The 20,828-nt window shown below is 64.2% G+C and carries 17 protein-coding genes; 1 reads left to right on the forward strand and 16 read right to left on the reverse strand.

All coding sequences use genetic code 11. The features are described from left to right. Positions 1 to 10: 10 nt before the first annotated feature. The 5 genes from ACF8O8_RS08035 to ACF8O8_RS08055 all read right to left on the reverse strand — a co-directional run bounded on the left by ACF8O8_RS08035 (position 11) and on the right by ACF8O8_RS08055 (position 5,295). Positions 11 to 2,110 (reverse strand): putative bifunctional diguanylate cyclase/phosphodiesterase, encoded by a 2,100-nt coding sequence (locus tag ACF8O8_RS08035; RefSeq protein ID WP_392509486.1) that lies wholly within the window; start codon positions 2,108 to 2,110, stop codon positions 11 to 13. A 161-nt stretch (positions 2,111 to 2,271) separates the two neighbouring features. Continuing rightward, entirely contained in the window at positions 2,272 to 2,766 is a 495-nt protein-coding gene (locus ACF8O8_RS08040; protein WP_010954548.1) for a GNAT family N-acetyltransferase, read from the reverse strand. A 116-nt stretch (positions 2,767 to 2,882) separates the two neighbouring features. Continuing rightward, positions 2,883 to 3,818: a catechol 1,2-dioxygenase gene (gene catA / locus ACF8O8_RS08045; protein WP_392509487.1), complete on the reverse strand. Its 936-nt coding sequence runs from the start codon at positions 3,816 to 3,818 to the stop codon at positions 2,883 to 2,885. A gap of 43 nt (positions 3,819 to 3,861) precedes the next feature. Then, on the reverse strand, positions 3,862 to 4,152 hold the full coding sequence (gene catC / locus ACF8O8_RS08050) for a muconolactone Delta-isomerase (protein WP_010954550.1): 291 nt from the start codon (positions 4,150 to 4,152) through the stop codon (positions 3,862 to 3,864). Positions 4,153 to 4,173: 21 nt separating this feature from the next. Then, positions 4,174 to 5,295 carry a muconate cycloisomerase family protein gene (locus tag ACF8O8_RS08055; RefSeq protein WP_010954551.1) on the reverse strand — a complete coding sequence of 374 codons (1,122 nt, stop codon included), beginning with the start codon at positions 5,293 to 5,295 and terminating at the stop codon, positions 4,174 to 4,176. Positions 5,296 to 5,430: 135 nt separating this feature from the next. Between ACF8O8_RS08055 and catR the strand changes: the two genes are divergently transcribed. After that, positions 5,431 to 6,303 carry an HTH-type transcriptional regulator CatR gene (catR, locus tag ACF8O8_RS08060; protein ID WP_010954552.1) on the forward strand — a complete coding sequence of 291 codons (873 nt, stop codon included), beginning with the start codon at positions 5,431 to 5,433 and terminating at the stop codon, positions 6,301 to 6,303. A 132-nt stretch (positions 6,304 to 6,435) separates the two neighbouring features. Here catR and ACF8O8_RS08065 read toward each other — a convergent pair whose 3' ends face one another. The 11 genes from ACF8O8_RS08065 to ACF8O8_RS08115 form a co-directional block, all read right to left on the reverse strand. Next, the gene (locus ACF8O8_RS08065) at positions 6,436 to 7,278 is read right to left on the reverse strand and encodes a helix-turn-helix transcriptional regulator (RefSeq protein WP_049586547.1); all 843 of its coding nucleotides are present in this window, start codon (positions 7,276 to 7,278) and stop codon (positions 6,436 to 6,438) included. A gap of 53 nt (positions 7,279 to 7,331) precedes the next feature. After that, positions 7,332 to 8,744 (reverse strand): aminotransferase, encoded by a 1,413-nt coding sequence (locus tag ACF8O8_RS08070; protein ID WP_392509488.1) that lies wholly within the window; start codon positions 8,742 to 8,744, stop codon positions 7,332 to 7,334. A gap of 34 nt (positions 8,745 to 8,778) precedes the next feature. Beyond that, positions 8,779 to 9,882, reverse strand: a complete 1,104-nt coding sequence (locus tag ACF8O8_RS08075; RefSeq protein ID WP_392509489.1) for a polyamine ABC transporter substrate-binding protein — start codon at positions 9,880 to 9,882, stop codon at positions 8,779 to 8,781. A gap of 193 nt (positions 9,883 to 10,075) precedes the next feature. Continuing rightward, complete coding sequence (locus tag ACF8O8_RS08080) at positions 10,076 to 10,777, reverse strand: NAD(P)H-dependent oxidoreductase (protein ID WP_014590556.1); 702 nt, start codon at positions 10,775 to 10,777, stop codon at positions 10,076 to 10,078. Positions 10,778 to 10,875: 98 nt separating this feature from the next. Continuing rightward, complete coding sequence (locus ACF8O8_RS08085; protein ID WP_350298028.1) at positions 10,876 to 12,066, reverse strand: pyridoxal phosphate-dependent aminotransferase; 1,191 nt, start codon at positions 12,064 to 12,066, stop codon at positions 10,876 to 10,878. A 24-nt stretch (positions 12,067 to 12,090) separates the two neighbouring features. Continuing rightward, positions 12,091 to 13,320, reverse strand: a complete 1,230-nt coding sequence (gene alr / locus ACF8O8_RS08090; RefSeq protein ID WP_010954558.1) for an alanine racemase — start codon at positions 13,318 to 13,320, stop codon at positions 12,091 to 12,093. Positions 13,321 to 13,354: 34 nt separating this feature from the next. Continuing rightward, positions 13,355 to 14,962, reverse strand: a complete 1,608-nt coding sequence (locus ACF8O8_RS08095; protein WP_392509490.1) for a 5-guanidino-2-oxopentanoate decarboxylase — start codon at positions 14,960 to 14,962, stop codon at positions 13,355 to 13,357. Then, positions 14,955 to 17,072, reverse strand: coding sequence for an acetate--CoA ligase family protein (locus ACF8O8_RS08100; protein WP_010954559.1), 2,118 nt, complete (start codon positions 17,070 to 17,072; stop codon positions 14,955 to 14,957). The genes ACF8O8_RS08095 and ACF8O8_RS08100 overlap by 8 nt, the downstream gene beginning before the upstream one ends. A gap of 17 nt (positions 17,073 to 17,089) precedes the next feature. Further along, positions 17,090 to 18,250: an acyl-CoA dehydrogenase family protein gene (locus ACF8O8_RS08105; protein WP_010954560.1), complete on the reverse strand. Its 1,161-nt coding sequence runs from the start codon at positions 18,248 to 18,250 to the stop codon at positions 17,090 to 17,092. A gap of 33 nt (positions 18,251 to 18,283) precedes the next feature. Continuing rightward, positions 18,284 to 19,078 carry an enoyl-CoA hydratase/isomerase family protein gene (locus ACF8O8_RS08110; RefSeq protein ID WP_392509491.1) on the reverse strand — a complete coding sequence of 265 codons (795 nt, stop codon included), beginning with the start codon at positions 19,076 to 19,078 and terminating at the stop codon, positions 18,284 to 18,286. Positions 19,079 to 19,317: 239 nt separating this feature from the next. After that, positions 19,318 to 20,724: an amino acid permease gene (locus ACF8O8_RS08115; RefSeq protein ID WP_010954562.1), complete on the reverse strand. Its 1,407-nt coding sequence runs from the start codon at positions 20,722 to 20,724 to the stop codon at positions 19,318 to 19,320. Positions 20,725 to 20,828: the final 104 nt, after the last annotated feature.

The raw sequence follows: 20,828 nt of genomic DNA on the forward strand, positions 1-20,828 counted from the left end.
GCCGCGCAAGTCATTGTTCTTGGGTGATGACCTGCTTCAACCGCTCGCTCGCCGGTGCCGGCCGCCCGTAAAAGTAGCCCTGGAAGTGCGAACAGCCTTCCGCCGCGAGCCGGCGCATCTGCTCCTCCGACTCCACGCCTTCAGCCGTGATCTTGATCATCAGGCTGTTGGACAGCTCGGTAATGGCGCGAATGATCGACATGGCCTCGCGGCTGTCGCACATGTCATGCACGAACGACTTGTCGATCTTGATCCGGTCGAACGGGAACGAACGCAGGTAGCCCAACGATGAGTAGCCGGTACCAAAGTCATCCAGTGAAATGGACACGCCCAGGTCTTTCAGCGCGCGCAAGGTGCGCACGTTCTCCTCGCTGTTGCCCAGCAGTACCGACTCGGTAATTTCCAGCTCCAGCCGCTGCGGCGGCAGGCCCGAGTCGGCCAGCGCGAGGGCGACGGTATGCACCAGATCGCCGTTCTTGAACTGCACCGCCGACAGGTTGACCGACACCGTCTGCTCACTGTCCCAACTGGCCGCCTCCTGGCAGGCCAGGTTCAGCGCACGGTTGCCCAGCTCGTGGATCAACCCGGTTTCTTCAGCAATGGGGATGAAGTCCATCGGCATGACCATGCCACGGGTCGGGTGTTCCCAGCGCAGCAGCGCCTCATAACCGGTAACGCTGCTGGTCTGATGATCGACTACCGGCTGGTAGTGCAACTGCAACTGCCCCAGGTGCAGCGCTGTGCGCAGGTCGGTTTCCACCAGGCGGCGCTGGCGGGCGGCAACGTCCAGTTCGACATCGAAGCATTCATAACGATTACGGCCGTTACGCTTGGCCTGGTACAGCGCCATGTCAGCGTAGCCCAGCAGTTGCTCTGCCTGGTCATGGTCATCAGGCGCGATGGCGATGCCGATGCTCACCCCCACCGCGAACTGATGCCCTTCGATCCGGAACGGCGGGCTGATGGCCTTGATCAGGCGCTGCGCGGTATTGCACGCGGCATCCCGCCCCTCCAGGCCCGTCAGCACCACGGCAAACTCGTCGCCACCCAGGCGGGCCAAGGTGTCGTGCTCACGCAGTTCGCGGCGCAGACGCTTGCCCAACTCGCGTAGCAACTTGTCACCAAACGCATGGCCAAGGGAGTCGTTGATGTTCTTGAAGTTGTCCAGGTCCAGGCACAGGGCAGCCGTCAGCTTGGCGTTTTCGCTGCCGCGCAACAGGGCCTGGCGTAGCCGTTCGTGGAACAGCGTACGGTTGGGCAACCCGGTGAGCGCGTCATGGTGCGCCATGTGGTGGATCTGCGCATGGGCGGCCAGCTCTTCGGTGGCGTCTTCAGCCACGAACAACACGTAATCGGCCTGCCCTTCGCGGTTTTGACTAAGCAGGGTACGGCTACGCAGTGTGCGTGGGCCGCGGGCGGTGTCGACGCGGGTTTCGGCGGCGTGCCCCTTGGTGCTGCGGGCACCCCGCACGAATTGCTGCTCCAGATAGTCACCGGCAGCCGGCGCCAGGCATTCCCTGGGCAACTGGCCGATCATGCTGCGCTGCGGCCCGCCGAACAGGCGTTCGGCCTGCTGATTGGCCAACAGGATGCGCTGGCTTTCCAGGTCCTGGACGATGACGCTCGCGGGAATGTTGGCAATGACCGAATCGAGAAACTGCGAAAGCTTGGCCATTTCCTGGCTGTACTGCTCGGCCAGCTCTTTGGCCTGCAGCAGTTCGAGCTCCTGGCGGTGGCGTTCGGAAATGTCGCGGGTGACCTTGGCGAAACCCACCAGTTGCCCGGCATCGTCGTACACCGCTTCGATGACCACATGGGCGTGGAAGGCCGTGCCGTCCTTGCGCAGGCGTGCGCCCGTTTCTTCAAAGCGTCCGGTGCTGCGCGCCTGCTCCAGGTTGAATGCCGGCAACCCGGCTGCGCGCTCGGCATCGGTGTAGAACAACGAGTAGTGCTGGCCGACGATTTCCTCGGCACGGTACCCCTTGGCGCGCTGGGCGCCAGGGTTCCAGTTGGCGACGATACCTTCAGGGGTGAGCAGGTAGATGGCATAATCCACCACGCTCTGGATCAACAGCCGGTACATGATGTCGGGGTTTGCTGCGAGCGACATGAACTTTACCTGAACCTTCGAAGCGCATGAAAAGGGACCCCGGCAAGCGGCGGCCGGGTCTTGGAAAGCGATGGTGGCATTATGCCGCTCGCGAGCATTTTGTGAAGCACATCACAAAAATGGCGCTATCCCTTATCTGGACGAACGAAAGCACCCCGCTCTCAATGGCGGGTGCCGGTCACCAGGAAGTTGAGCAAGTCCGGCTCATCCCCCAGGGCGATAGCCTGCGCCGGCCGCGGCAGGCTCGCCAGCACGGCATTGCAGAAAGCCACGGCGGGCAGATCCTGTGCGTAGCAACGCAGCAGCCAGTCACCCTCGCCCCCCAGCAACTGCAACGCCACAGCTCGGCCGATGCCCTGGCGACGGTACTTCTTCAAGATGAACAGGTCGGCAAGCTCCTGCGCAACGATGCCAGGCAGCTCGCTGCGCTCGACCAGCACGAAGCCGGCGATGAAGCCGTCCACCAGCACCAGATACGCGCCCCAGCCGTCGTCCTGCCAGTAGCGTTGCAGGTGCTCCTCGTGGATGTAGAAACGGCCGTCCGCCTCGACGTCTTCCTGCTCCCAGTCGGAGGACTCGTAGCAATAGAACTGGTAGAGATTGCGGATCAGCGACGCCTGGTCGATGGTGGTTGGCAGCAGCGCGATGGGGAGCATGGTGTGGGGGCCTGAACAAAAAGACGATTCTAGATCACCCGCCCCTGGCGACAAAAAGCCCGAGGCCTCCCCGCACGGAAAGCCCCAGGCAAAATCACAGTGACATAACCTCGAACTCAGCCCTCCTGCAACGCCCGCGGCCGATGGCTTCGCGCCTCGGCGTCAGGCGACTTGGCACCCTGCAAGCGGAAGTCGAATGACAGCTCGGCAAAGCGCTCGCCTTGCACGCCGCGGTCGCGCGCCGCCGCCGCATCCTCGACAAAACGCAGTTCGCCGATCAGCCCGTCGCGGGTGGCATAGGCAAAGTCGTCCCACAGGTACTTGTCGCCAGCAAAGTTGATCTGCGTGGTCAGGTGGCGGTGCCCCGGTGCCGAGATGAAGAAGTGCACGTGCGCCGGGCGCTGGCCGTGGCGGCCGAGCAGGTCCAGGCATTCCTGGGTTGGGCCCTGCGGGTCGCAGCCATACCCGGACGGCACGATCGAGCGCGCGCGGTAGCGGCCCTCGGCATCGGTGATGATACGCCGACGCAGGTTGAACTCGGACTGGGTCGAATCGAAGTACGAATAGGTGCCCTGGGTATTGGCGTGCCACAGGTCGACGGTGGCACCGGCCAACGGCTTGCCGTCGGCATCGAACACCTGGCCCTGAAGGAACATCACCACGCCTGGGTCAGTGCCGTCGTCCATGCGCGCTTCGCCCTGGGCCAGCGGCGCCCCGGCAACGTACAACGGGCCTTCGATGGTGCGCGGGGTGCCGCCGCCAAGGCCGGCTTCGGCATCCTTGGCATCCTGAAGCAGGTCGAGGAAGTGCTCGACGCCCAGGCCAGCAGCCAGCAGGCCTGCCTCGTTACAGCCACCCAGGCGGTTGAGGTAGTCGACGGCGTGCCAGAACTCGTCCTCGGTAATCTCCAGGTCTTCGATCAGGCGAGCAGTGTCTTGCAGCACGCGCAGAATGATCTGCTTGAAGCGCGGGTTTCCTTCGGCATGGTCCAGGCCAGCTACCCGGTTGAAGAAGGCTTGAATGTCGGCAGTGTGGGAAATTTTCACGGTCATCGTGCTTACCTCGTATTGTTCTTGTCAGGCATACAGGTGCGAATCAGCGATCGTCGCTGTGAATAGACGAGGGATGCCGACACAGGCCGTCGACCTCGATATCCATGTACGGGAACAGCGGCAGCTGCATCAGCGTGTCATGCAATGCCTCGACGCTGGGCACATCGAACACGCTGTAGTTGGCGTAATGCCCGGCAATGCGCCACAGGTGACGCCAGATGCCTTCGCGCTGCAGGCGCTGGGCCAGTTCCTTTTCGTCGGCCTTGAGCTGGGCGGCCTTGGCCGGGTCCATGTCGACCGGCAGCTTCACGGTCATCTTCACGTGGAACAACATGGTTATCTCCTTGATTGCTGATCAGCGACGGGCGAAGCGCGCCAGGCGCTGTTCGTCCAACGTCAGGCCCAGGCCTGGGGTGTGGGGGATGTGCAGCTGGAAGTCGCGGTATTGCGGCGGCTCGTTGACGATCTCCTCGGTCAGCAGCAGCGGCCCGAACAGCTCTGTACCCCAGGTGAGCTGGCGCAGGGTGAGGAATGCATGAGCCGAAGCCAGGGTGCCGATCGAACCTTCGAGCATGGTGCCGCCGTACAAGGCGATGCCAGCGGCCTCGGCGATCTGTGCAGTGCGCAGAACCGCGCGCGGGCCACCATTCTTGGCGATTTTCAGCGCGAAGATGCTGGCGGCGCCGTCGGCGGCCAGGCTGAAGGCGTCCTCGACGCTTTCGATCGACTCATCGGCCATGATCGGAGCCGGACTGCGCTGGTTCAGGCGCACCTGGCCAGCGCGGTTGATGCGCGAAATCGGCTGCTCGATCAGGTCGATGCCGTTGTCGCCCAATACCTGGCAGGCGCGGATGGCCTGGGACTCGTCCCAGTACTGGTTGACGTCGACCCGCACGCTGGCGCTGTCACCCAGCTCGCGCTTGATCGCGACCACGTGCTTGAGGTCCTGCGCCACCGGGTTGGCGCCGATTTTCAGCTTGAACACGCGGTGCCGGCGAATGTCCAGCATGTGCTGTGCTTCGGCGATGTCGCGGGCGGTGTCGCCGCTGGCCAGGGTCCAGGCCACTTCCAGGCTGTCACGCACGCGGCCACCCAGCAGTTCGCTGACCGGCAGGCCCAGGCGTTTGCCCTGGGCGTCGAGCAAGGCGCTTTCGATGCCGGACTTGGCGAAGGTGTTGCCCTTGGCCAGCTTGTCCAGCTTGAGCATGGCGGCATTGATGTTGTCTGCCGGCAGGCCAATCAACGCCGGGGCGAGGTACGCGTCGATGTTGGCCTTGATCCCTTCGGGGCTTTCGTAGCCATACGCCAGGCCACCGATGGTGGTGGCTTCACCGATGCCTTCCACGCCATCGCTGCAGCGCAGTCGCAATACCACCAGGGTCTGCTGCTGCATGGTGTGCATCGCCAGCTTGTGCGGGCGAATGGTCGGGAGATCGACGATAATTGCATCTATGTGTTCAATCAGCACGCTTGTCATTGTTGCCAGGTCCCGTCAGGTCGGGCTTTCAGTTGCAGGCCCGAGTGATGCGTTTACTTGATTGCTGAAGGATTGCGCGAGACCCTGACGACCGTCCAATATCAAATGAATCTCCCACCATACCCTGGAGGTCTGATGGAGCTGCGCCACCTGCGTTACTTCAAAGTCTTGGCCGAGACCCTGAACTTCACCCGCGCCGCCGAGCTGCTGCACATCGCCCAGCCACCCCTGAGCCGGCAGATCAGCCAGCTGGAGGACCAGCTCGGGACCCTGCTGGTGGTGCGCGAACGTCCGCTGCGGCTGACCGAGGCCGGCCGCTTCTTCTACGAACAGACCTGCACCGTGCTGCAGCAGTTGCAGAACATCAGCGACAACACCCGCCGCATCGGCCAGGGCCAGCGCCAGTGGCTGGGCATCGGCTTTGCGCCCTCTACCCTGTACACCGTGCTGCCGGAGCTGATCCGCGAGCTGCGCCAGGACAGCGAGCTGGAACTGGGCCTGAACGAAATGACCACCTTGCAACAGGTGGAGGCGCTGAAAAGCGGGCGTATCGACATTGGCTTCGGGCGCATTCGCATCGACGACCCGGTGATTCACCAGCAGGTGCTGTGCGAGGACCCGCTGGTGGCCGTGCTGCCCAAGGGCCACCCCCTGGCGGGCAGCCCGCTCAGTCTGGCCCAGTTGGCTGGCGAAGCGTTCATCCTCTACCCGGCCAATCCCCGGCCCAGCTATGCCGACCACGTGCTGGCGCTGTTCGCCCACCACGGCATGAGCATTCGTGTCAGCCAGTGGGCCAACGAACTGCAGACCGCCATCGGCCTGGTAGCGGTTGGCGTCGGTGTGACCCTGGTACCGGCATCGGTACAGCAGCAGCACCGTCCCGACATCGAGTATGTCGGCCTGCTTGATAGCGGCGCCGTCAGCCCGATCATCCTCAGCCGGCGCAAGGGTGATGTGAGCCCGATCGTGCAGCGGTGCCTGGCGTTGATCGAGCAACAGGCCATATGAACACACCATGCCCACAGGGGCTGTATAGCCCTGCCCTATTGGCTATGCCGGCCCCGTATACCCATCGGTATAGGGATGTTCCCATTGAGCTGTTTCATGCTGCGACACGCGAATCGCCAGGGCTCAAGACAGTCAATCTAAAATCATCGGCAAATGATCACCGCGTAACCAGTCGATAAACCGTGCAAACAACTCCGATTGCGAGTTGATCTCAAGCTTCATGTACAGGTTCTTGCGGTGCATGCGCACGGTCTCCGGCGAAATACCCAACTCCAGCGCGGTAGATTTCACCGAGTGCCCGCGCAGGATCATGTGCGCCACTTCCCGTTCGCGGTCGGTCAGCACCTGGCAGCCGAAGCTGTCGAACGCTGCCTGCAGGCTGCCGCGCTCGGTTGATGCAGCGCCCGGTTCCAGGTTGTGCCGGGCATAACGCCCCAGCAGTTCGCGCACCATCGGCTCCAGCGCACGCAACAGGTCGACCTGCCCGGCGTTCAGGCGCGTGCCGCTGCAGCCCTGGAACAGGCTCAGCGACAGCTTGCGGCCTGCGCTGATGTCGACGATGTAGTAGCTGTCTTCACTGCAACCTGTACCCAGGTAATAGGCCTTGTAGTAGTCGCTGTCGAAGAAGTTGTCGGGGGCGATTTCCTGCAGGTGGTAGAAGCCTTCGGCCAGGCCGCTTTGCACGGCAAGGCAGAAAGGGTCCAGCAGGTAGCCGGCGCTGAAATAGCGCTCCAGCACCGCGGCCCGATGCCGTTCGGGGATGCCTTGCTGGTACAGCAACTGCGGCGCCCGCCCCTGGCACTCAAGGCTGATCATCATCGACTCCACCTGCACCAACTGGCCGATGGCAGCGGCCACATACTCCAGCGCCTCGGGGGTTTCACCATGGGCCAGGGCGCGCTGCAACGCCACGTGCCACTGCTGCAGCGCGCCCATTGTGAGGGTAAGCGGGGTATCGGGGGAGGCCTGGGTCATGCCCGGCAGTCTAGCCTGCCAGGCACGCCCGCGCACAGCCCTTTGCGCCAGGTTCATCGGCCTTGGTACAGGCCAAGCGCCGTGAGTTCACGCGCGGTTTCGAGGATGCACTGGCGCAGGGTCTCGACGATCTCGTCCACCTGCGCATGGGTGATGATCAACGGTGGCGACATCACGTTCAGGTGCATGATCGGGCGCACCAGCAACCCTTTTTCCTGCGCCTTGCTGTGGATGCGCTCACCGATGTTCACCTCATCGGCGAACAGCGCCTTGCTGGCCTTGTTGGCGACGAACTCGACACAGGCCATCAGCTTCATGCAGCGCACATCCCCCACCAGCGGCAGATCGCGCAGGCTCTGCAAGCGTTGCTCAAGGTAACCCCCCACGTCCTTGACATGATCGAGCAGTTGCTCTCGCTCGATGATCTCGATGTTCTTCAGCGCCGCCGTGCAGCACACCGGGTGGCCGCTGTAGGTAAACCCGTGGCTAAAGCAACGACCCTTGCCTGGCTCGGCAATCACTTGCCAGATGCGCTCGGAAAAAATACACGCGCCCAGCGGCAGGTACGCCGAGGTCAGGCCTTTGGCGGTGGTGATGATGTCAGGGATGACGCCAAACAGTTCCTCGCTGGCGAAGAAGGTGCCCAGGCGCCCGAACGAGGTCACCACTTCGTCGGCGACGAACAGGATGTCGTAGGTCTGGCACAGCTGCCACATGCGCTGGAAGTAGCCCTCGGGCGGAATGATCACCCCGCCCGAGCCCATGATCGGCTCGGCGAAGAATGCCGCCACGTTGTCGGCACCCAGCGAGAGGATCTTGTCCTCGAACTCGGCCACCAGGAAGTCGAGGAACTCCGCCTCGTCCATGTCGTCTGGCGCGCGGTACGGGTTGGGGTTGGAGACGTGGTGGATCAGGTCGTGGTGGTAATCGAACTCCGGCACCCGGTCGGCGGCCTTGTTGCCAATCGACATGGTCAGGGTGGTGGAGCCATGGTAAGCGTTGTAACGGGCGATGATGTGCTTCTTGTGCGGCTTGCCTCGGCAGTTCTGGTAGTACTGGATCAGCCGGTAAGCCGTATCGACCGCGGTCGAGCCGCCCGTGGTGAGGAACACATGGTTCAGGTCACCCGGCGCCAGCTGCGCGAGCTTCTGGCACAGTTCGATGGCGACGTCGTTGGCCATGTCGGAGAACGGGTTGGAATAGGCCAGCTGGCGTACCTGGTCGGCGATGGCCACGGCCATTTCCTCACGGCCCAGACCAATGTTGGTGCACCACATGCCGCCGACGGCATCGAGGAAGCGGTTGCCGTGGGTGTCACGAATGTAGGCGCCCTCACCGGCGACGATGTTCAACGCACCTTGCTCGCGGTGCTCGTCGAACACATGGTAGCCGTGCATGTAGTGGGCCTTGTCGGCCTCCACCAGCGGGTCGTGGGCGATAGCGAATGCTTTGCTTGGGGTGGCCATGGGCAGCTCCTTGGCGAGAATTTTTGGGCAGTGTTCAGAAACCGGTCTTGACCGTGCTCCAGACACGGGTGATGGCGCGCATGTCCTTGGGGCTCTGGGTTTTCTGCGCGAACAGGCGCTCACGGGTTTTTGCGTCGGGGTAGATGGCCGGGTCCTGGCGGATGTCGTCACGCACCAGCGCGGTGGCGGCGGCGTTGCTGTCGGCGTAGTGGATGTAGTCAGTGACCTTGGCCATGGTCTGCGGCTGCAGCAGAAACTCGATGAAACGGTGGGCGTTGGCCGCGTGCGGCGCATCCTTGGGGATGTACAGGTTGTCGAACCAGATCAGCGAACCTTCCCTGGGGATGAAGAACGACAGTTTGATGTCCTTCTTCGCTTCCACTGCGCGGGCCTGGGCGGTGGCATAGTCACCGGACCAGGTCAGCGCCAGGCAGACATCGCCGTTGGGCAGGCTGGTGAGGTAATTCACCGAATCGAACTTGCGTATGTAAGGGCGGATGCCCAGCAACAATTGTTCGGCCGCCTTGAGGTCGGCCGGCGACGCGCTGCGCGGGTCCTTGCCCAGGTACTGCAAGGCCAGTGGGATGACCTCAGTGGGCGCGTCCATCAGGGTGACACCGCAGTCGGCGAAGCGCGAGACGATCTTGGGGTCGAACAGCATGGCCAGCGAACCGATCGGCGCGTCGGGCATGCGTGCGGTGATCTTGTCGACGTTGTAGGTGACCCCAGAGCTGCCCCAGGTGTAGGGCGCCGAATACTTCAGGCCAGGGTCGTAGCCCTGCAGGTCGTTCACCACCTGCTGGTCGAGGTTGTGCCAACTGGGCAGTTGCTGCTTGTCCAGTGCCTGGAACACACCGGCGCTGATCAGCGGGGGGACCAGCGAGGCGTTGAGCATGACCAGGTCGTAGCCGGAACGGCCGGTGAGCAGCTTGGTCTGCACGGTTTCGTAGCCATCGAAGGTGTCGTAGATGACCTTGATGCCGGTGGCCTTCTCGAAGTCGGCCAGGGTGGTTTCACCGATGTAGTCGGTCCAGTTGTACAACCGTAACGTGTTACCGCTGCCCACCTCTGCCGCCTGGGCCAGGCTGGCGCCAGACGCCAGCAGCAGACCGCCAATCACCTTCAGTACCTTGCGCATGGCAACTCCATCGTGTGAGTGCTCCGGATCGAGCCGATGGGTTCACTATCGGTGGATTCGCCCAGGGGTGACATACCCCGAATGTGTGGGTGGTCGTTTTTTGGCAGGTGGCGCTGGAAGGTTTGCAGAACATCGTATGCCGACAAAATGTTGGGGCCGCGTTGCGGCCCCAGTGGTCAATACAGGAGAAAGGTCACGTCAGCGGGTACAACGCTTCATCGAACTGCGCCAGGCGCGGGAACACCAGTGGCTGGTCGTCCGAGAGCTGCTCCAGACGCTGCCGGTATTGCTGCAGAAAGTCCTGCCGCGCATCAGCACTGATGTACGGCACATGCCACGCCACGAACGGCGGCAGCACCTCGAACCCGACATAGGCCAGCGTGCCCCGCAGAATCGGCCGCAGCATGTCTTCCAGCGGCCCGTGAATCGCGCCGTCGCCAAACATGTGCTCGCGCCCGCCCAGGGTCACGGTCACCAGCGCCCTCTTGCCGGCCAACCCGCCCTGGTCGTAGAAGCGCTTGCCGCCATAGCACACCCCCGACACCAGCACCCGGTCGATCCAGCCCTTGAGCATGGCCGGGGCCGAGAACCAGAAGATCGGGAAGTTCAGCACCAGCAGATCGGCCCACAACAGCTTGTCCAGCTCCTGCTGGATATCTGCGGCAATGGCACCGCGCTTGACGCCCTGACGCTGCTCCAGCGCATACACGAGGTACTCGGGGTTCTCGCGCTGGGTAAAGTCATCGGCACTGGCCACCGGGTTCCAGCCCATGGCGTACAAGTCACTGACCTGCACCTGATGACCTTGGGCACGGAAGGTTTCCACAGCCTGGTCACGCAGGGCTGCCGTGAACGATTGCGGTTCGGGGTGAGCGTGGACGATCAGTACATTCACAAGCATTCTCCTCACACAAAACAGGTTATCTTGCCGCAGTGGTTCAGCAGCGCGCGCCTTCCTCCTGGCCCGGGCGGCGCATACGCTGGACGGTGTGCTCACGCATCCGTCTGCCCGCGCATCAGTTCGCCGGCGCAGCGGGCAATGCGCTGGCAGGCATCGACCAGCGCCTCGTTACCCAGCACCAGGCCCAGGCGGATATGCCCGGCAGCGCTAGGGCCGAATGCCTCGCCGGCAAGCACCGACACGCCCTGGCTGTCCAACAGGTAGTCGGCGAAGGCCTGGGCGCTAACGCCGGTTTCACGGATGTCGAGCATCACGAACATGCCACCATCGGGCTTCAACGCCTTCAGGCCCGGGCAGCCGGCCAGCTGTTCGCACACCAGATCGCGCCGCTGGCGGTAGGCTTCGCGCATGGCGTCCAGTTCGGGCAACGGGTGCTCCAGCGCCACCACGGCGGCATCCTGGACGAAGTCCGGCAAGCCGTAGAGCATGCACAGGGCGAGGTTTTCCAGATGCGTGGCCAGTGCTGTCGAGCCGACCACCCACCCCATGCGCCAGCCGGTCATGGCATGCGATTTGGACAGGCTGTTCAACGTTGCAGTGCGCTCGGCCATGCCCGGCAGGCTGCCGGGGCTGACATGCTCGCCTTCATACAGCAGCTCGCTGTAGACCTCGTCAGAGATCAGCCACAGATCATGGGCAACGCACAGTTCGGCCAGCGCCTCCCAGGTGGCGCGCGGCAGGCTCGCCCCTGAAGGGTTGTGCGGGCTGTTCAGGGCCAGCGCGCGGGTGCGCGGGGTAATGCGCTCGGCGACGTCACGCGGGCACACGCGAAAGCCATTCTCGGGCTTGACCGGTACCGGCACCACCTTGGCGCCACAGGCGCCGAACACGGCCTCGTAGGTGACATACATCGGTTCGGCAACGATCACCTCATCGCCTGGGTCGAGTATGCACTGGGCCACGCAGTACAACGCGCACTGGGCCCCCGCCAGCACCGTCACCTGGTCGGCGCTCACCGCCTGGCCGCTGCGCTGCCGGTGACGGTTGGCGATGGCCTGGCGCAGCGCCAGCTTGCCGCGTACATCGGCGTAATGGGTATGGCCAGCGCGCAGGCTATCGATGGCCGCCTCGACGATAGGCGCGGGAGTGTCGAAGTCCGGGTCACCCACCGACAGCAGCAGGATGTCCTTGCCCTCAGCCTGCAGCGCCAGGGCGCGGTAGTGGATGTCCCAGGCCGCAGCGCCGTCGCCGGCGATGCGTTGGGTGAGCTTGGCGTAGCGCATGGCAATCTCCTTTCAATGGCAATTTCAGTCGACGAGTATCTTCGGGTTGGAATTGCCCCATACGGTGTACAAATCGGCGAGCAACGCGCCGTTGATTTCTTCCATCTCGGCCTGGGTGATTTCGCCCCCGGCCTGCTTGCCGAACAGCACCACTTCGTTACCCCCCTTCACATCAGGGAAGTCGGTGACATCGACCATCAGCGTGTTCATCGACACCTTGCCCACGACCGGCACACGGTGGCCGTTGATCAGCACATGGCCCTTGTTGGTGAATACCCGGCGGTAGCCATCGGAGTACCCGACCGTAATGTTGGCCAGCCGCGAATCACGGGCCAGGGTGAAGGTGCGGTCATAGCCCACGGTGTTGCCGGCCGGATAGCTGTGCACCGCCGCCACGTGCGATTTGAACTGCATCGCACGTTTGTACTCGGTGCGCGCCGGCACGGTGTCGCCGAACAGCGCGCCACCCGTTCGTACCATGTCCAGGCGCGCTTCCGGCACTTCCAGCGTAGCGAACGAGTTGGCGGCGTGCAGGGTGAGCTTGCTGCGGTCCAGCCTGGCGTGCTTGATCAACCAGTCGGTCTGCTCGTTGAATGCCGCCAGGCCCTTGCGTACATCGTCCTTGTCTTCCACGGCGAAGTGGGTCATCAGCGCGACCAGCTTGAGGTGCTTCTGGTCGGTGATCTGCAGCGCTTCGCCACGGCCGGACCAGGTGGCCATCTCCACCCCGTTGCGGCTCATGCCGCTGGAGTTGAGCGCCATGTGAATGCGCAAGGTCTTGCCATGGCGCGCGGCGATGGCATCGGCCTGGCGGGCAAATTCCGCGCTGCCCACCAGCTCTTCCATGTCGTACTGCAAGCCATCTTCCAGCTCGCTGAGGCTGGCCAGGCGTACCCGCACCAGTTGCCCGGTGAAGCCACTGGCGCGGACCACGCGGGCCTCCTCGTTGCTGGCCACCGCCACGCAGGGCACGCCTTGGGCGATGATCGATGGCATTACCAGGCCGATACCGTGGCCATAGGCATCGGCCTTGAGCACGGCGCACAGCTTGGACTTGCCGGCCAGCTCGGCCTGCAGCGTGCGGATGTTGTGCTGCAGGGCGCTGGCGCTGACTTCGACCCAGGCATTGCTGTTTTGCACGGTCAGGGTGTTGGTGCCGTTGTCCATCGACAACGGTGGTGCCGCATACAGGGGGGCCTGTCCGGTGATCAGAAGTGCCAGGGATGCAGCCAGAAGGGTACGGCGAAAGGGCATGGTGATTACTCGTGTTCTTGTCGTAGTGCGCGCCTTAACAGACGCAGGTGTGTTTGAGTTCGATGAACGTCACGCCGGGTATGGCGAAACCGCTGGCCAGGTCAGCCTGCAGCGCGTCCAGGTCGCGTGGCTGGTGCACGGTGCAACCGAAGGCGCGGGCCAGGCCGATGAAATCCGGGTTGCGCGGCAGCACGCCGACCGGCTCGATATCCAGGCCGAGCATATCGTCGCGGATCTGGCCGAGGGCGTCATTGTTCCAAAGCAACACCACCAGCGGCCGGTGCAGCTCCTCGACGGCAGTGGCCAGTTCCTGCGCGGTGTACAGGAAGCCGCCATCACCCACCAGTACCAGGCCGGGGCGATGGTCGCTGGCGAACATGCCACCAATGCCGGCCGGCAGGCCGTAGCCGAGGGTGCCGTAACCGGTGGGGTGCAGCCAGCTACGTGGCGCCCGGCTGGCGAAGGCGTAGTTGCCGGTATAGGCCAGCTGGGTCATGTCGCTGCTGATGAAGGCATCGTCAGGCAGTACGGCGGCGATACGGTCCAGAATGGCCTGGTGCGTGGCCTGCAACGGGGCATGCCCATTGCGGATGGCCTGGCGCAGGGTGGCCACCGCCGCGCTGGCCTGGGCCGGGTCACGCTGAAGTGCGGGCAGGTGTTCGAGCAAACCGTCCAAGGTTTGCCGGGCATCACCCTGCAGGGCAATGGCACAGGGGTAGAAATCGTTGAACTTGCGCGGGTCGATGTCGACGCGCAGCAGCTCGCCGCGGATCGGCAGGCGCTCGCGCCAGAAGTCGGTGTCGGCCATTTCGGTGCCTACGGCAAGCACCACATCAGCCTGGCTGATCAACTGCCAGCCGGGTTCGACGCACAGGCTGGCGCCGGCATTGAGTGGCGCGTCTGGTGGCAGCAAGCCCTTGCCGGCCACGCTGGTGAACAGAGGCGCTGCCAGCCGTGTACTGAGTTGCTGCAACTGCTCAGCCGCGTGCAACGCGCCACCCCCGGCAATGATCATAGGCCGCTGGGCGGCGGCAAGCTTCAGGGCAGCCTGCTCGAGGGTTTCGCGGCACGGCTGGCCACGCCCGGGACGGCGTACCACCTCACCGCTCCAGTCCCGGCTGACCGATGCCGCCAGCACGTCCAGGGGCACCGAAATGTGCACCGGGCGCGGTCGTTCGCTGTCGAACACTGCCCAGGCGCGCGCGATCAGCTCGGGCAAGTCGTCGCCCTGCAGGGCCACCGCAGAAAACGCCGTGATGGGCGCAGTCATGGCGCGCTGGTCCTGGGTTTCATGCAGGCAGCCCCAGCCCTTGCCCAGGCTGGCGGTGTGGTTGACGCTGGAAATCACCAGCATCGGCACCGAGTCGGCATAGGCTTGGCCGATGGGGGTGGCGACGTTGGTCACGCCTGGGCCGGTGATGACGAAGCACACCCCCGGCTTGCCACTGACCCGCGCGTAGCCGTCGGCCATGAAGCCGGCGCCCTGCTCGTGGCGGGTCAATACATGGCGAATGCCGCTGCCCGGCAGGCCACGGTACAGCTCCAGGGTGTGCACGCCGGGGATGCCGAACACGGTCTCCACGCCGTAGTTGGCCAACAACCGCACCAGCGCTTGGCCGGCTGTCAGGGTAAGGTCATTCATGTCGTTCTCCTTGCGCCTGGCCAAGGCGGATCAGCGCGTCGACTGCGGTGGTACCGTTGGCACCGACCATCAATGGGTTCACATCCAGCTCCATCAACTGCCCGGCGTTTTCGCAGGCGTAATCGGCGACTGCGCGGATGGCCGAGACCAAGGCATCGAGGTTGGCGGCCGGACGGCCACGGAAGCCTTGCAGCAGGCTGGCACTGCGCAGGTTCAGCAGTGCGGCGCGGATGGCGCTGTCGGTAGTGGGCAGCAACAGGCTGACACTGTCCTTGAGCAGTTCGACCAGCACGCCGCCGGCACCGATCACCAAGGCCAGGGCAAAGTTGTTTTCACGCTTGATGCCCACTATGAGCTCGGCCAAGGGCGGCTCGGCCATGGGCTCGAGCAGCACCTGATCAAACGCAACCTGCGGGGCGTAGTCAGCGATGCACTGGCGCATCTGCACCAGTGCAGCTTCCAGGGCGCGAGCATCGCGCAGGTTCAACGCCACAGCACCAGCTTCGGTCTTGTGCGGCAGCTGCGCGCTGACCGCCTTCAGTACCAAGGGGTAACCGACGCGGGCGGCGTCTGCCACGGCGCGTTCGGGCGTACTCAGCACGCCCGCAGGCACCGGCAGACCGAAGGCGCGCAGGGCCTGCTTGGATTGCCATTCGTCCAACAGTCGGCTTTCGCCCGTGAGGGCCTGCGGGCACAGCGGTACCCGCACAGCCTCGCCCTGGTCCATCAACCGCTGGCGGTTCTTTTGGTAAGCGACGATGCGCCCCCAGGCCGCCAGGCCGTCTTCCACACCCTGCAGGGCAGCGATGCCCCGCGCATGCAGGCGCTCACGCGCACTGGCAGGCAACAGTTCCGGGAAAGCCGAGGTGACGAAGCCGATCTTGCCGTGGCGTTCAACGGCATCGCAGTACAGCCCCAGCAGCAGGTCGCATTCCTTGCGTTCGCCGGTAAACGCCGCCGGGTAGTCCAGCACCAGCATCGCCGCGCCCGCGGCGCCGCTCAGGGTGTTGTCGAGCATGCGTTGCAGGGCGGCTTCATCGCCCCAGATGGCAGTGGTGAAGTCCAGTGGGTTGACCAGGTTGGCATAGCCCGGCAACACCTCGGCCAGTGCCGCCACCTGCCCTTGCTCGAGCTTCGGCAGTTGCAACTGGTTGCGTTCGGCGTAGTCGGCAATCAGGCCGGCATCGCCGCCTGAGCAGGCCAGCGCAATCAGCTCGCCATCTGCCGGCAAGCGTCCGCAGGCTGCGGCCTTGAGCGTTTCGACAAAGCTCACCGGGCCGCTGACGCGGATCACGCCCAGGCGCTGGAACAGGCTGTCGTACAACGCATCGGAGCCGGACAACGAGCTGGTGTGGCTGAGCGCCAGTTCAGCGCCGATCTGCGAAACGCCCGTCTTCAATGCAATGATCGGCGTGCCCTGCTGCAGCGCCTTGCAAGCGGCGCGGGCAAAGCCCGGCACGTTCTTCAAGCCTTCCAGGTGCAGGCCGATGGCGGTTACCCGTGGGTCGTCGAGCAGCACATCCATCAGCTCGGCCACACCCAGTTGCGCCTGGTTGCCGACCGAGGCCATGTAGGCCACTGGCAGGGAGCGGTCGCTCATGGACAGGTTGTAGGCGAAGTTGCCACTTTGCGTGAGGATCGCCACCCCCTTCTCCACTTGCTGGCCACCATGCGCCACCGGCCACAGGGCGGCACCGTGCAGGTAGTCGAGCAAGCCATAGCAGTTGGGGCCGAGCAAGGCCATGTTGCCGGCGACGTCGAGCAGGCGTTGCTGCAACTGGCAGCCCTCCTCACCGCTTTCGGCAAAGCCCGAGGCATAGCAGATGGCGCCACCGGCACCACGTGCAGCCAGCTCGGCAACGCACTGCAGGGTCAGCTCACGGTTGGTGGCGATGAACACCGCGTCCGGGGCGTAGGGCAAGTCGGCCACCCGGGCCACGCAGGGGATGCCTTCGAGGCTTTCATGCTGCGGGTTGACCAGCCACAGCTCACCGGCAAAGCCGCCTTCGGCGCAGCGCTTGAGCGCCCGCGCCATGCTGCGCCCGCCAACGAAGGCCAGGTGCCGGGGCGCCAGCAGGCGCTTGAGGTTGTCACGAATCGATTGCGACATGAGTGTTCTCCTGGCGCTCAGCGCAGCAGCGGGCGCAGCAGTTCGCGGGCGATGATATGCCGCTGGATTTCCGAAGTGCCCTCCCAGATGCGCTCGATACGCGCGTTGCGCCAGATGCGCTCAACCGGCCCTTCATCCATCAGGCCCATGCCACCGAAGATCTGCACCGCTTCGTCGGCGACCTTGCCCAGCACCTCGCTGGCAAACAGCTTGGCCATGCCGGCCTCACCGTCGGTCATGTTGCCCTGGTCCATCTTCCAGGCGGTGTGCAGGGTGAGCATCTCGGCCGCGCGGATCTGCGTGGCCATATCGGCCAGCTTGAACGACACCCCCTGATAGCTGCCGATGGCCTGGCCGAACTGCTTGCGGTCGGCGGCCCATTGCAGCGACAGGTCGAGGGCGCGCTGGGCCTGGCCCACGCAGTTGGCGGCGACCATCACCCGGCCGGCGGTAAGCCAGGCGTTGGCCACTTCCCAGCCCTTGCCCACTTCGCCCAGCACCTTGCTGGCCGGCACCCGGCAGTCGTCGAAGAACAGCTCGTAGGTGTGATAACCACGGTTGCTCACGCACTTGGGACCACGGCGGATGGTCATGCCCGGCGTACCCCGGTCGACCAGCAAGGCGGTGACCGCATTGCGCTTGCGCCCGTTGTGCTCGTAGGTGTCGGTGACAGCGAAGACAATGGCGAAATCGGCGTGGCCGGCGTGGCTGATGAAGTGCTTGCTGCCGTTGATGACAAAGTCATCGCCCTGGCGCACGGCGCGGGTCTTGATGGCGTTGGCATCAGAGCCGGCGCCCGGTTCGGTGAGGGCGAAGCAGTCGACCTTCTCGCCCTGCACGCACGGCAGCAGGTAGTCGTTGATCTGTTCGTCCTTGCAGGCCATGAGGATTTTCGACGGCCGTGCAACGAAGACATGCAGCGCCCAGGACACCTTGGACAGCTCACGTTCGATCAGCGCCTGGGACAGGTAGTCCAGGCCGCCCCCTCCCACTTCCTCGGGCATGTTGAAGGCATAGAACCCGGCAGCGATGGCCTTGCCACGGATCTGCGCGGCCAGTTCGGGTGACACGGCGTCGGCGCGGTCCACCGCTTCCTCATGGGGCAGCAGCTCCTTGGCAACAAAGCTGCGTACCGCTTCCACCAACATTTCTTGTTCTTGGGTCAGTTGGAAATTCATCTGCGAAGGTCCTGATGAGGGTCGGGTATCGGATTACTGGCCGGTAAAACGGGGGGTGCGACGTTCCACCGAGGCTTGCAGGGCCTCGGCGCCATCCTGGCTGCGGCCACACAGCAGGCCGGCGTGGCGCTCGGCCTCCAGCTGCTCGGCCAGGGTGCGCCGGGCGCCGTCGCGTATCAGCCGCTTGGTCTGCGCATAGGCGAAGGTCGGGCCGTTGGCCAGGCGCCCGGCCAGTTCGGCGGCAACGGCAGGCAACTGCTCGTCGGCGCAGACTTCGCTGACCAACCCGGCGGCCAGGGCGCGATCGGCGCCCCACAACTCGTCGAGGAACAGCAGGCGCTTGGCCTGCTCGCTGCCGATCAGCCGTGGCAGGTGCCAGCTGGCGCCGGCATCGGGGCTGTAGCCCATGCTGGTGTAGCCGGCCTTGAAGCGCGCCGAGGCGGCGGCGATGCGCAGGTCGCAGCACAGGCTGAGGTCCATGCCACCGCCCACGGCGGTGCCGTTGATGGCGGCGATGGTGGGTTTGTCGAGGCTGTGCAGGCGCAGCATCAGGGCATGGGCAGTTTCGGTCCAGCCATAGCTTTCCAGGGTGCCGGCAGCTTCGGCGGCAGCCCATTCGGCCAGGTCGGCGCCAGCGCAGAAGCTGCGGCCGCTACCGGTCAGCACCACCACGCGTAGGGCGGGGTCGTCGGCATGGCTGTCGAGCAAGGCGTGCAGTTGCTTGAGGGTGGGAATGTCCAGCGCGTTGCGCTGCTCGGGGCGGTTGAGGGTGATCCAGGCAACGCCGGCTTCGACCTTGCTCAACAGTGACGACGACGGGGTGGTCATGGGGGGCCTCGGTGTTGTTGTGATGGTGTTGGAGGACTTGATGAGGGGGATACTAAACGAGTGTTCAGCAAGGCGGGATGGGCTGTTACAACTTCGCACAACTCGGTGTCTGGCGTTACACAAGGGCGTTCGTCATGACGGCTTTATGGCCTGTGAGATCGCGCACCGCGTAGGCGGCGCTCGACCTCACAGGCGCTGAAAATGCAGCGACCAACACCTGCCGACGACGAGCTGCGGCGTCAAACCCCTGGTGTGCTGGGTGCGAAGGCCCCCTGCCGACGGCGGTTGACGAAGAAGTACGCCGCATAGCACAGGGCAATGAAGCCAAAGCCCCAGTACAGCGACGGCCGTTGGGTTTCATCCAGCGCCAGGAACACGAACAGCGAACTGCACAGGGTGATGCACAGCAGCGGCACCAGTGGGTACAGCGGCGCCTTGTACTTCAGGTCCTGCAGTTGCCCGCCGTCACGCAGCCAGGCCTTGCGGAAACGGTACTGCGCCAGGGCGATGACGATCCAGGTCACGGTGCCGGACATGCCGCTCACCGCCATCAGCACCATGAACAGCGTGTCAGCCGCGACGAAGCTGGTCATCAGCGAGATCAGCGCAAAGCACAGGGTGATGCTCAGCGCCCGCAGCGGCACGCCACGCTTGCTCAGCGGCGACAGGCTTTTCGGTGCCATGCCAGTCTTGGACATGGCCCAGAGGATACGCGTGGAGGCATACAACCCGGAGTTGCCCACCGAGAGGATGGCCGTGAGGATGACGAAGTTCATCAAGTCGGCGGCGTAAGGGATGCCGACCATGTCGAACACCTGCACGAACGGGCTTTCCATCAGCCCGGCCTGCTCGTGCGGCACAATGGCCGACAGCACGGCAATCGCCAGCACATAGAAGATCAGCACGCGGAACACCACATTGCGCACCGCCCGCGGGATGCTCTTTTCCGGGTGCTCGGTCTCACCGGCAGCCACCCCCATGATTTCGCAGCCCTGGAAGGCATACACCACGGTCATCATCACCGCGAACACTGCCGACAGGCCATGGGGGAACAGCGACTCGCCCACCAGGTTGTTCAGCATCGGTGCGGGTGCCCCGCTGCTCAGGGGGATGGCACCGAAAATCACCAGCAGGCCAATGACGATGAAGCCGAGGATGGTTGCCACCTTGATGCCCGAGAACCAGTACTCGGCCTCGCCAAAGGCACGCGTGGCCAGGGCGTTGAGCCCGAACAGCACCACCACGAACAGCGCCGACCAGTACCAGATCGGCACCTCCGGGAACCAGCGGGTCATCAACATGCCGGCAGCGGTGAACTCCAGGCCTACGGTGGTGGCCCAGCTCATCCAGTACACCCAGCCGATCATGAACCCGGTGGCCGGGCCAATGTATTTGGTGGCGTGGGCCTGAAACGAACCGGACACCGGCATCTGCACCGACAGCTCGCCCAGGCAGACCATCACCAGGTACATCAGCAAGCCTGCGACCAGGTAAGCCAGGATCGCGCCCACCGGCCCGCCCTGATTGATGGTTACGCCCGAGCCCATGAACAGGCCGGTTCCAATAACCCCACCCAGCGACAGCATGAAGATGTGCCGGCTTTTCAGGGCGCGGGTGAGCTGGATTTTTTCAACGCTGTCAGTCATGGCACACCTCGCCATTGCGGCCGGTGCGTGGGAGGGTTCGAATGAGGGGCTGAGCGCTACGGCATGTCATTATTCTTGTCTCCAATAAGCCTCATGGACCGTGT

The organism is Pseudomonas sp. TYF_14 (genome assembly GCF_043105275.1).
Taxonomy (GTDB): Bacteria; Pseudomonadota; Gammaproteobacteria; order Pseudomonadales; family Pseudomonadaceae; genus Aquipseudomonas; species Aquipseudomonas alloputida.